Here is a 12,103-nt window from a genome sequence, read left to right on the forward strand (position 1 = left end):
CCCGTCTCGGAAGGTGATCCATGAGTGACGTCGCCCCCGGCGCCGTGCTGCGCGGCGCTGTCGACCTGTCGACGCTGAAGAACCGCCCGGCCGCGCCCGCGTCGCCCCCGGCGGGCGGAGCGCCCGGCGCGCCGGCGCCGGCGCTCGTCTTCGATGTCACCGACGCGACCTTCGGCGAGGTCCTCGAGCTCTCCCAGCGCGTGCCGGTCGTCGTCGACCTGTGGGCCGAGTGGTGCGGCCCCTGCAAGCAGCTGAGCCCCGTTCTCGAGAAGGTCGTCGTCGAGCACGGCGGCCGGCTCGTCCTCGCGAAGGTCGACGTCGACGCGAACCCGCAGCTCTCGCAGGCGTTCCGCGCGCAGTCGATCCCGATGGTCGTCGCCCTGGTCGCCGGACAGCCCGTCCCGCTGTTCACCGGCGCCGTCCCGGAGGAGCAGGTGCGCCAGGTGTTCGCGCAGCTGCTGCAGCTCGCGGCGCAGAACGGGGTCACCGGGACGGTCCCCGTGCCGTCCGACGGCGATGCGCCGGCGGACGAGGCGGCCGCGCCCGCCCTGCCGCCGCTCCACCAGGAGGCGTTCGACGCGATCGAGGCGGGCGACTACACCCGCGCCGCCGACGCCTACGAGCGCGCGCTCAAGGAGAACCCGCGCGACGCGGAGGCCTCGGCCGGCCTCGCGCAGGTGCGGCTGCTGCACCGGATCCAGGGCGTCGACCTCCACGCGGCGCGCGCAGCCGCCGCCGCGGCGCCGGAGGACGTCGATGCCCAGCTCCTCGTGGCGGACCTCGACGTCGCGGGCGGGCACGTCGACGACGCCTTCGACCGGCTGCTGGACCTCTTCGCAGCGCTCCCGTCCGATCGGCGCGCCCCCGTGCAGGAGCGCCTCGTGGAGCTCTTCGGCGTCATCGGAGCCACCGACGCGCGGGTCGTCCGCGCGCGCGGGCGCCTGAGCTCGCTGCTGTTCTGACCGCGCGGTCGCTGTGAGCGCGTACCTCGACCACGCCGCGACCACGCCGCTGCGTCCCGAGGCGCGCGAGGCGTGGATCGAGGCGAGTGCGCTCGTGGGCAACGCGTCATCCGTGCACGGCGCGGGGCAGCGCGCGCGACGCGCGCTCGAGGACGCTCGCGAGCGCATCGCGCGCGCACTCGGATGCGAGCCGATCGAGGTCGTCCTGACCTCGGGCGGGACCGAGTCCGTCAACCTCGCCCTCAAGGGCCTCTGGTGGGCGCGCGCGGAGGGGCGCGACGTGATCGTGCTGCCAGACGGAGAGCACCACGCCGTGCTCGACACGGTGGACTGGCTTCGACGCGTCGAGGGCGCCGAGGTCGCGCCGGTCCCGATCGACGACCGTGCGCGCATCGATCCCGCGGCCTTCGCGCGCGTCGCCGCCGATCCGCGCGTCGCGCTCGCGACCGCGCTCGTCGCGAACAACGAGACGGGAACCGTGCAGGATGCGCCCGCCCTGAGCGCGGGCGCGGCGGAGGCGGGCGTGCCCCTTCACCTCGACGCGGTCGCCGCGCTCGGGCACCTCCCGGTCGACTTCCGCGCGTGGCGCGGTTCCGTCGACGGCGCGCGCGGACTGGTCGCGCTGAGCGTCTCCGGCCACAAGGTGGGAGCGCCGGTCGGCACAGGCGCGCTCGTCGTCTCGCGCGCGGCTGCGCCGCACGCTCTGCTCCACGGCGGCGGGCAGCAGCGCGCGCTGCGCTCGGGGACCCAGGACGTCGCGGGCGCCGCGGCCCTCGCGGTCGCCGTGGAGCTCGCGGAGCGCGAGCGCGAGACCGAGACCATCCGGATGGAGAGGCTACGCGCCCGCGTCGTCGGCCGCCTGCGGACCGAGCTCCCGGAGGCGGTGGTGCTGGGAGATGAGGAGCACCAACTTCCCTCCACCCTCCATCTCCTGCTCCCCGGCGCGGCCGGGGAGTCGATGCTCTTCCTGCTCGACCAGGTGGGGATCGCCGTCTCGACGGGGTCGGCGTGCCAGGCGGGCGTCAGCGAGCCCTCGCACGTGGTGCTCGCGACGGGCCGCACCGAGCAGGAGGCGCGGCAGGTCCTGCGCATCTCGTTCGGGCGCACCTCCGTCGAGGCCGACGCGGAGGCGATCGCGACGGCGCTGCCCGCGGCGTACCGCCGCCTCGTCGCACGCTCTGGCCCCTCCTCAGGCGGGCGCTCGTAGACTGGAGGGCATGCGCGTCCTGGCGGCCATGAGCGGCGGAGTCGACTCCGCGGTCGCCGCTGCGCGCGCCGTCGAGGCCGGCCACGACGTCGTCGGCGTGCACCTCGCGCTCTCGCGTGCCGGGGGCACCCTGCGCACCGGCAGCCGGGGCTGCTGCACCATCGAGGACGCGATGGACGCGCGGCGCGTCGCCGACCGCCTCGGCATCCCGTTCTACGTGTGGGACTTCTCCGAGCGGTTCCGCGACGACGTCATCGACGACTTCCTGAGCGAGTACCGCGCGGGGCGCACCCCGAACCCGTGCATGCGCTGCAACGAGCGCATCAAGTTCGCCGCTCTCCTCGATCGCGCGCTCGAGCTGGGCTTCGACGCTGTCTGCACGGGCCACTACGCGATCCTGCGCGATGGGCCGCGCGGCCTCGAGCTGCACCGATCGAGCGAGGAGGCGAAGGACCAGTCCTACGTCCTCGGGGTGCTCACGGCCGAGCAGCTCGCGCACACGTACTTCCCGCTCGGCGACACGCCATCGAAGGCGCTCGTGCGCGCCGAGGCCGTGGCTCGCGGCTTCTCCGTCGCGTCCAAGCCCGACAGCTACGACATCTGCTTCATCCCCGACGGGGACACCCGCGGCTACCTGGCCGAGCGCATGGGGGCGGCTCCCGGCGACATCGTCGACCGCACGGGCTCGGTCGTCGGCAGCCATGAGGGGGCGCACGCGTTCACCGTGGGGCAGCGCAGGGGGCTGCGGCTCGGCGTGCCGGCACCCGACGGGAAGCCGCGCTTCGTCCTCGAGGTCCGCCCGGTGTCCAACGAGGTCGTCGTCGGCCCGAAGGAGGCGCTCGCGACCGCCGAGATCGCGGGCGCGCGCTACACGTGGGCCGGTGCGGCGCCCGAGACGCCCGACGAGCCGTTCGCGTGCGACGTGCAGATCCGCGCGCACGCCGACCCGGTCCCCGCCATCGCCGTCGTGCGCGGGGGAGAGCTCGTCGTCACGCCGGAAGCGCCCCTCGACGGCGTCGCGCCCGGTCAGACCGCCGTCATCTACGACGGCACGCGCGTCGTCGGCCAGTGCACGATCGACCGGACCGTGAGCGCCGTGCCCGTCGAGGCGTGACACGCCGCGGATGTCCGACCCGGTTCCTAGACTGAGAGCGTGACCGACGGCGACTTCGAGCTCCCCGACCTGACCCTCGACGAGGCGCGCGCCGAGGCGGCGACCCTCACCGAGCAGATCCTCCGCGCACGCGACGCGTACTACGGCGAGGACGCGGCCCTCGTCGACGACGCGACCTACGACGGATGGCTGCAGCGGCTCGAGGCGATCGAGCGGCGCCATCCGGAGCTGCAGGGACAGGACTCGCCCACCCAGACCGTCGGCGCGGCCGACGCCACGATGCTCGCGCCCGTCCAGCACGCCGAGCGCATGCTGAGCCTCGACAACGTCTTCTCCCTCGAGGAGCTCGCGGAGTGGTGCGCGAAGACCCAGGCGTCGGCGGGGCGCGCCGTGCGCTGGCTGACCGAGCTCAAGATCGACGGGCTGGCGATCGCGCTGCGCTATGAGCACGGCGTCCTCACCTCGGCGGCCACGCGCGGCGACGGACGCGTCGGCGAGGATGTCCGCGTCAACGCGCTGCGGGTCGCCGGGATCCCCGAGCGGCTCTCGGGGACGGGCCATCCGCCGCTCGTGGAGGTGCGCGGCGAGGTGTTCATCCCGGTCGCGGCGTTCGAGGAGCTGAACGCGCTGCAGGCCCGCCTGCGCGAGCGCGTCGTCTCCGAGGCGGCGGCGCGCCCCGGATTCGACGAGGAGAAGGCTCGCCGCAGCGCCGACCGGCGCTTCCCGGCGTTCGCCAACCCGCGCAACGCCGCCAGCGGCGGCCTCCGGCAGCAGCTCGACAAGAAGGATGGGCTCGAGCTCGAAGCGGGCATCGCGCGGATCGAGTCGCTGCGGCTGTATGTGCACGGGATCGGCGCGTGGCCCGATCCGCCGGTCGCGTCGCAGAGCGAGGTCTACGGCCTGCTCGCCGAGTGGGGTCTGCCGACGAGCCCCTATCTGCGCACGTCGGACGACGTGGACGGCGTCCTGGATTTCGTCGCGCACTACGGAGAGCACCGGCACTCGGTCGAGCACGAGCTCGACGGCATCGTCATCAAGGTCGACGAGCTCGCCCTGCACGACGAGCTCGGCGCGACGAGCCGCGCGCCGCGGTGGGCGATCGCCTACAAGTACCCTCCCGAGCAGGTGAACACCGAGCTCCTCGACATCGTGGTCTCGGTGGGGCGCACAGGGCGCGCGACACCGTACGCCGTCATGAAGCCCGTTCTCGTGGCGGGCAGCGTCGTCCGCCAGGCGACGCTGCACAACCAGGACGTCGTGAAGGCCAAGGGCGTGCTGATCGGCGACACGGTCGTGCTGCGCAAGGCGGGAGACGTCATCCCCGAGGTGCTCGGCCCGGTGGCCGAGCTGCGCGACGGCTCGGAGCGGGCGTTCGTCATGCCCGAGACGTGCCCCGAGTGCGGCACGCCGCTGCGCCCCATGAAGGAGGGCGACATCGACCTCCGGTGCCCCAACGCGAAGGACTGCCCCGCCCAGGTGCGCGGTCGCGTCGAGCACATCGGCTCGCGCGGCGCGCTCGACATCGAGGCGCTCGGCGAGGTCACGGCGGCCGCGCTCACCCAGCCGTCCGTTCCCGCAGAGCCGCCGCTGCGCACCGAGGCCGGGCTGTTCGAGCTCACCATGGAGCAGCTCGTGCCGATCGAGGTGATCGTGCGCGACGCCGAGACCGGCGAGAAGCGCGTCGATGAGGCGACCGGCGAGTTCGTGCGCCGCGCCCCGTTCCAGCGGCGGGAGCTGACCTACCCGCCGGGCTGGGAGGATGCGACGCCGTCCGAGCGGCGAGCGGCGGGCGTCCGCAAGGACCACGTCGTGCTCCACCCGTCCGCTCAGGCCGAGAAGCTCCTCGAGGAGCTCGAGAAGGCCAAGACGAAGGAGCTGTGGCGCCTGCTCGTCGCGCTCAACATCCGTCACGTCGGCCCCGTCGCCGCGCGCGCCCTCGCCGGCTGGTTCGGCTCGCTCGATGCGATCCGCGCGGCATCGCGCGACGAGCTCGCCGCGGTCGACGGCGTCGGCGGGATCATCGCCGACTCGCTCCTGGACTGGTTCGACGTGGAGTGGCATCGCGAGATCGTCGACCGGTGGACGGCGGCGGGCGTGCGCTTCCACACGCCCGGCCATCCGGGGCCCGGGGCGGCCGAGGCGGAGGGCGGTGTGCTCTCGGGTCTCACGGTCGTCGCGACCGGCAGCCTCGAGGGCTACACGCGCGAGGGCGCCCAGGAGGCGATCATGCGAGCCGGGGGGAAGGCCGCGTCGAGCGTGAGCAAGAAGACCGACTTCGTCGCGGCCGGGCCGGGGGCGGGGTCGAAGCTCGCGAAGGCGGAGGCGCTCGGCGTGCGCATCATCGACGCCGCGCAGTTCCACCTTCTCGTGACGGAGGGGCCCGCCGCGCTGGGGGAGTGAGGCCGGTCAGCCGCCCGACGTGAGCGCGAGGAGCCGCTCCCGCACCTCGCGGCGCAGCACCTTGCCGATCATCGAGGTCGGCAGCTCGTCGACGACGAAGACCCGACGGGGGACCTTGTACGGCGTGAGGATCCCGCGCGCGAACGCCCGGACATCCTCTTCGTCGACCTCGGCTCCCTCGTCGAGGACGATCGCGGCGACGACCTCCTCCCCGCTGTGCGCGCTCGGCAGCCCCACCACGGCGGCGTCGGCAACGGACGGATGCTGGCGGAGCGCGATCTCGACCTCGGTCGGCGACACGTTGAAGCCGCCCGTGATGATGAGCTCCTTGATCCGGTCGACGATCGAGATGAAGCCGTCGTCGTCCATCGTCACGACGTCGCCCGTGCGGAACCAGTCCTCGTGGAAGACCGCGGCGGTGGCCTCCGGCCGGCCGTAGTACCCGCCGAAGACCTGCGGACCCCGTACGAGCAGCTCGCCGGGGGCGCCCGGCGCGGCATCGCGCGACGGGTCGTCCGGGTCGGCGACCCGCACCTCGGTGCCCGGGAGCGGCAGGCCGATCGCGCCGGCCTTCCGGTTCTCCGAGACGGGATTGACGATGAGCACGGGCGAGCACTCGGAGAGGCCGTAGCCCTCGACGAGGTAGCCGCCCGTCTCCTCCTCCCACGGCACGACGAGCTGCTCGTCGAGCGCCATCGCGCCCGAGACGCCGATGCGCGTCCCGGCGAGCGACACGCCCTTCTCCCGCGCGCGCTTGAGCAGGCGCTCTGCGATCGGCGGGACGAGGGGCAGCACCGTCGCGGGGTGGCGTCGCGTCACGGCGAGCACCATGTCGGGATCGAACTTCGGGAAGAGCACGAGGCGCGCGGCCTGCGACATGGCGAAGGTGAGACACAGGGTCAGGCCGTAGGCGTGGAACATCGGGAGCACGGCGTACACGACCGTCCCCTCGCCGCGCGCGACGCCCGGCGTCCACGCGCGCGCCTGCGCGGCGTTGGCGAGCAGATTGCGGTGCGTGAGCGCCGCGCCCTTGGGATCGCCGGTCGTGCCGCTCGTGTACTGGATGATCGCGAGGTCGTCGGTCGCGGGCCGCGGGTGAGACGCCGGCAGCGGGTCGTGCCGGACGACGTCCTCCCACGCGTCGGCGCCCCGCACGGACGTCGTGAGCTGGGCACGCGTCTCGCGCAGCTTCGACACGGGCAGCCGCAGCGCGAGCTGCATGAGACGCGGCATGCCGCGCGTGATGTCGACCGAGATCAGCGTCTTCACGGCGAGGTCGGCGGGGAACCCGCGCACGGTGTCGACGAGGGTGCTCCACACGATGGCGTGCTTCGCGCCGTGATCCTCGAACTGCTTGCGCAGCTCGCGCGGCGTGTAGAGCGGGTTGTGCTCGACGACCACGGCCCCGATCCGGAGCACGGCGTAGAAGGCGACGATGTGCTGCGGGCAGTTCGGCAGGATGATCGCGACGGGGTCGCCCTTGCGGACGCCTCGGGCGAGGAGGCCGGCGGCGGCCCGGTCGATCTGGGCGCGGAGGTCGGCGTAGTCCACGACCCGCCCGAAGAACTGCAGCGCGGGGGCGCCGGGGAAGTCCCGTGCCGAGGCGTCGACGAGGTCGAGGAGCGATCCGCTGATCGGAGGCAGATCGTGGGGCACGCCCTCCGCGTAGGAGGAAACCCAGGGACGGGGCGGGTCGAACGGCTGCGTCACGCCTCCAGCCTAGGGGCGCGCAGCCGGAGCGCAGACCGCCACCGCCTAGACTTGTCGGGTGTCTGAAATCACCCCTGATCTCGTGCGCCATCTCGGTGTGCTCGCCCGGATCCAGCTCGACGACGAGGAGGTGACCCGCCTCACCGGAGAGCTCGACGCGATCGTCGACAACATCGCGAAGGTCGGCGAGGTCGCGACCTCCGACGTCCCGGCGACGAGCCATCCCATCCCGATGCAGAACGTCTTCCGCGCCGACGAGGTCGGCCGCATGCTCACGACCGAGCAGGCGCTGCAGAACGCGCCGGACGCCGACGGCGCCCGGTTCCGCGTGACGGCCATCCTGGGCGAGGAGCAGCAGTGAGCGACATCATCCGACTGACCGCCGCCGACCTCGCCGAGAAGCTCGCGGCGGGCGAGATCTCGAGCGTCGAGGCCACGCAGGCGCACCTCGACCGCATCGCCGAGGTGGACGGCGACGTGCACGCCTTCCTCCACGTGAGCGATCACGCGCTCGAGGCCGCCGAGGCCATCGACCGCCGTCGCGCGGCGGGCGAGGAGCTCGGACCAGTCGCGGGCGTCCCGCTCGCGATCAAGGACGTGCTCGTGACGACCGACATGCCGTCGACGTCCGGCTCGCGCATCCTCGAGGGGTACATGTCGCCGTTCGACGCGACGGTCGTCGCCCGGGCGCGCGCGGCCGGCCTCGTGCCGCTCGGCAAGACGAACATGGACGAGTTCGCGATGGGCTCGTCGACCGAGCACTCGGCTTACGGGCCCACGCGCAACCCGTGGGACCTCGACCGCATCCCCGGCGGATCGGGCGGCGGGTCCGCCGCCGCCGTCGCGGCCTTCGAGGCGCCGCTCGCGCTCGGCTCCGACACGGGCGGATCGATCCGCCAGCCCGCGCACGTCACCGGCACGGTCGGCGTGAAGCCGACCTACGGCGGCGTGAGCCGCTACGGCGCGATCGCCCTCGCATCGTCGCTCGACCAGATCGGCCCGGTCACCCGGACGGTGCTCGACTCCGCGCTCCTGCACGACGTCGTGGGCGGGCACGACCCGCACGACGCGACGTCGCTCGCGGACGCGTGGCCCTCGTTCGCCGACGCGGCCCGCGAGGGCGCGCGCGGCGATGTGCTGAAGGGCCTGCGCGTCGGCGTCGTGAAGGAGCTTCCCGACAGCGGCTTCCAGCCGGGCGTCGCGGAGTCGTTCCGGGCGGCGCTCGAGACGCTCGAGGCGCAGGGCGCGGAGATCGTCGAGGTCAGTGCCCCGCACTTCGAGTACGCGGTCGCCGCGTACTACCTCATCCTCCCCGCCGAGGCCTCGAGCAACCTCGCGAAGTTCGACTCCGTGCGCTTCGGCATGCGCGTCGACGTCCCCGGAGGGACGGTCGAGGACGTCATGTCGGCCACGCGCGACGCGGGCTTCGGGCCCGAGGTCAAGCGCCGCATCATCCTCGGCACCTATGCGCTGTCCGCCGGGTACTACGACGCCTACTACGGCAGCGCGCAGAAGGTCCGCACGCTCATCCAGCAGGACTTCGCGCGCGCGTTCGCGGACGTCGACGTCATCGCGACGCCGACCGCGCCGACGACCGCGTTCCGCATCGGCGAGAAGATCGACGACCCGCTCTCGATGTACCTCAACGACCTCACGACGATCCCCGCCAACCTCGCGGGCGTGCCCGGCATCTCGATCCCGTCCGGTCTCGCGTCGGACGACGGGCTGCCCACCGGCATCCAGTTCCTCGCGCCGGCGCGCGAGGACGCCCGCCTCTACCGCGTCGGGGCCGCCCTCGAGGCGCTGCTCGTCGACGCGTGGGGCGGCCCGCTGCTGGACCGCGCGCCGCGACTGGGCGGATCGCTGCTCGAAGGAGGGGCCCGCTGATGGCCAAGGACAAGCTGATGGACTTCGACAAGGCCCTCGAGCTCTTCGAGCCCGTGATCGGCCTCGAGGTCCACGTCGAGCTCAACACGAAGACGAAGATGTTCTCCGAGGCGGGCAACCCCGCCCACTCGGCGTTCCACGACGCCGAGCCGAACACGCTCGTGGCGCCCGTCGACCTGGGCCTTCCCGGCTCCATGCCGACGGTCAACGCGGAGGCCATCCGCTCGTCGATCAGCCTCGGGCTCGCGCTGGGCTGCTCGATCGCGCCGTCGAGCCGGTTCGCGCGCAAGAACTACTTCTATCCCGATCTCGGGAAGAACTACCAGATCAGCCAGTACGACGAGCCCATCGCCTACGAGGGCGAGATCGAGGTGGAGCTCGAGGGCGGCGACGTCTTCCGCATCCCGATCGAGCGCGCGCACATGGAGGAGGATGCGGGCAAGCTCACGCACGTGGGCGGCTCGACCGGCCGCATCCAGGGAGCGGAGTACTCGCTCGTCGACTACAACCGGGCGGGCGTGCCGCTCGTCGAGATCGTCACGAAGCCGATCTTCGGGGCGGAGCATCGCGCACCCGAGCTCGCGAAGGCGTACCTCGCGACGATCCGCGAGATCGCGCGCGGTCTGGGCATCTCCGAGGCGCGCATGGAGCGCGGGAACATCCGGTGCGACGCGAACGTCTCGCTCCGCCCGCGCGGCGCCGAGCGGCTCGGCACCCGCACCGAGACGAAGAACGTGAACTCGATGCGCTCGGTCGAGCGCGCCGTGCGCTACGAGATCCGGCGTCAGGCCGCGATCCTCGCCGAGGGCGGCACGATCATCCAGGAGACCCGGCACTGGCACGAGGACACCGGCACGACCTCGCCGGGCCGTCCGAAGTCGGACGCCGACGACTACCGGTACTTCCCGGAACCCGACCTCCTGCCGGTCGAGCCGACCGAGGCCCTCATCGAGGAGCTGCGCGCTGCGCTGCCGGAGCCGCCCGCGGCACGCCGTCGTCGTCTCAAGACGGAGTGGGGCTTCACCGACCTCGAGTTCCAGGACGTCGCGAACGGCGGGCTGCTCGCGGAGGTCGAGGCCACGGTCGCCGCCGGCGCGTCGCCCGCTGCCGCTCGCAAGTGGTGGACGGGCGAGATCACCCGCATCGCGAACGCGGAGGGTCGCGAGCCCGCCGAGCTCGTGGCCCCGACCGACGTCGCGGCCCTCCAGGGGCTCGTCGAGGCGGGCACGCTCACCGACAAGCTCGCGCGCCAGGTGCTCGAGGGCGTCATCGCGGGCGAGGGCACCCCGCAGGAGGTCGTCGACGCCCGCGGACTCGCGGTCGTGTCGGACGACGGCGCCCTCGTGGCCGCGATCGACGACGCCCTCGCCGCGCAGCCGGATGTGCTCGCGAAGATCAAGGACGGCAAGGTCCAGGCCGCGGGCGCCATCATCGGCGCCGTCATGAAGGCCATGAAGGGCCAGGCCGACGCCGCGCGCGTGCGCGAGCTCATCCTCGAGCGCGCGCAGCAGTAGCGCCACACGGGAGTCCGCGCCTCGGCGCGGGCTCCCGTCCGTGCGTCAACGCGCGTGCCGACCCCGGCTCATCCGGGCCTCGCGCCGAGCGGGGAGGCCCTGCCGCGGCGCTCGGCGCGCGCACCGTCGCCGGGCGCCGGCGTGCTGTCTCGACGGTTCGAGCGCGTGCGACGGGGCCTGTGCCCCCGGGCGTCGCGGTGTGCACGTCGTGCGTCGTCCGGCGCGTCGCGTCCACAGCGGCGCCTCGGCGCGGATGCGGCGTCGACGAGACCAGAGCCTGATGTCATGTCCGAGCTCGTCTCTCCGCAGATCCTGCCCTCGCCGATCCTGCCCTCGCCGATCCCGCTGCTCCTGCCGCGCGACTCGGATGTCCGTCTCGACCGCGCGCAGCAGCGGGGCAGGCTCGTGCGCCTCTTCCGCGGGGTGTACGCCGAGGCTGCGGCGTATCGCGGACTGAGACCGTGGGAGCGCTACCTCGCGCGCGTGCACGCCTTCGCCCTCCTCCATCCCGAGGCCGTCCTCTGTCTCGAATCCGCGGCGGCTCTGCAGGGCGCACCCGTCTTCGGCCACCCCGACGAGGTGCACGTGCTGACGGCGAACGGGACCTCCCGCGCGACCGCGGGAGTCCGAGCGCACCGGAGCGCCCGGCCGCGAGAGCTCGTCAGCGCCGCGGGCGTCACGGCGGTCGGCCCGGCCGACACCGCGCTCGATGTCGCTCGCCTCCGGCACCCTGTCATCGGAACGGCGATGCTCGACGCGCTCCTGCGACGCGCGGACGCACCGGATGGCGCCGAGCTGCTCCGACGGAACGCGCGGTGGAGGGGTGCCCGCGGCCGCGCGAAGGCGGAGGAGGCCATCCGATTCGCGGACGGACTCGCCGAGACCCCGCTGGAGAGCGCGAGCCGGTGCGTCGTGGCGTGGTCCGGTTTCGACGTCCCGGAGCTCCAGGTCGTCGTGCCGACGCGCGGTGGGGACTTCCGCGTCGACATGCGGTGGCGCGCGGAGCGCATCACCGGCGAGGCGGACGGCGCTCTCAAGTACGACGGCTCGCGGGGCGCTCCCGCGGAGGCCATCCTCGCCGAGAAGCGGCGAGAGCGCTTCCTTCGCGAGTGCGGCGAGGTCGTGCGGTGGGGATGGTCGGAGGTGCGGGCGCCCGCGGAGCTGATCGCCGCGCTCCGCACCGTGGGGCTGCCGCAGCGTCGCGCACCCCGCGACGCTCTGCTCATGACGCTTCCCGCTGCGCTCGGCGCGCGCCCGTGAGACCGCGAACCAGCGCCGAGACTGCGCCCGGGCGCGCACTCTCGGCGCC

The 12,103-nt window shown here is 73.4% G+C and carries 9 protein-coding genes; 8 read left to right on the plus strand and 1 reads right to left on the minus strand.

The features are described 5' to 3' along the window. Positions 1-20 precede the first annotated feature (20 nt). From M1D56_RS07590 to ligA, 4 genes are read left to right on the plus strand one after another with little or no spacing between them, the layout of a single operon-like run. Positions 21-962, plus strand: coding sequence for a tetratricopeptide repeat protein (locus M1D56_RS07590; RefSeq protein WP_271171755.1), 942 nt, complete (start codon positions 21-23; stop codon positions 960-962). A 13-nt stretch (positions 963-975) separates the two neighbouring features. Further along, the gene (locus M1D56_RS07595; protein WP_282977651.1) at positions 976-2,169 is read left to right on the plus strand and encodes a cysteine desulfurase family protein; all 1,194 of its coding nucleotides are present in this window, start codon (positions 976-978) and stop codon (positions 2,167-2,169) included. A gap of 10 nt (positions 2,170-2,179) precedes the next feature. Next, positions 2,180-3,283, plus strand: a complete 1,104-nt coding sequence (gene mnmA / locus M1D56_RS07600) for a tRNA 2-thiouridine(34) synthase MnmA (protein WP_456285135.1) — start codon at positions 2,180-2,182, stop codon at positions 3,281-3,283. Between the two features lie 39 nt (positions 3,284-3,322). After that, positions 3,323-5,683 (plus strand): NAD-dependent DNA ligase LigA, encoded by a 2,361-nt coding sequence (gene ligA, locus M1D56_RS07605; RefSeq protein WP_456285136.1) that lies wholly within the window; start codon positions 3,323-3,325, stop codon positions 5,681-5,683. A gap of 6 nt (positions 5,684-5,689) precedes the next feature. Here ligA and M1D56_RS07610 read toward each other — a convergent pair whose 3' ends face one another. Next, positions 5,690-7,393, minus strand: coding sequence for a long-chain-fatty-acid--CoA ligase (locus M1D56_RS07610; protein WP_456285137.1), 1,704 nt, complete (start codon positions 7,391-7,393; stop codon positions 5,690-5,692). Positions 7,394-7,451: 58 nt separating this feature from the next. Between M1D56_RS07610 and gatC the strand changes: the two genes are divergently transcribed. The 4 genes from gatC (at position 7,452) to M1D56_RS07630 (ending at position 12,054) form a co-directional block, all read left to right on the plus strand. Then, entirely contained in the window at positions 7,452-7,754 is a 303-nt protein-coding gene (gatC, locus tag M1D56_RS07615) for an Asp-tRNA(Asn)/Glu-tRNA(Gln) amidotransferase subunit GatC (RefSeq protein ID WP_271171760.1), read from the plus strand. After that, complete coding sequence (gene gatA, locus M1D56_RS07620) at positions 7,751-9,280, plus strand: Asp-tRNA(Asn)/Glu-tRNA(Gln) amidotransferase subunit GatA (RefSeq protein WP_456285138.1); 1,530 nt, start codon at positions 7,751-7,753, stop codon at positions 9,278-9,280. The genes gatC and gatA overlap by 4 nt, the downstream gene beginning before the upstream one ends. Then, positions 9,280-10,794 carry an Asp-tRNA(Asn)/Glu-tRNA(Gln) amidotransferase subunit GatB gene (gatB, locus tag M1D56_RS07625; RefSeq protein WP_456285139.1) on the plus strand — a complete coding sequence of 505 codons (1,515 nt, stop codon included), beginning with the start codon at positions 9,280-9,282 and terminating at the stop codon, positions 10,792-10,794. Before gatA ends, gatB begins: the two co-directional genes overlap by 1 nt. 285 nt (positions 10,795-11,079) lie before the next feature. After that, positions 11,080-12,054, plus strand: coding sequence for a hypothetical protein (locus M1D56_RS07630; RefSeq protein ID WP_456285140.1), 975 nt, complete (start codon positions 11,080-11,082; stop codon positions 12,052-12,054). Positions 12,055-12,103: the final 49 nt, after the last annotated feature.

This window comes from Microbacterium sp. JZ101 (genome assembly GCF_053903175.1).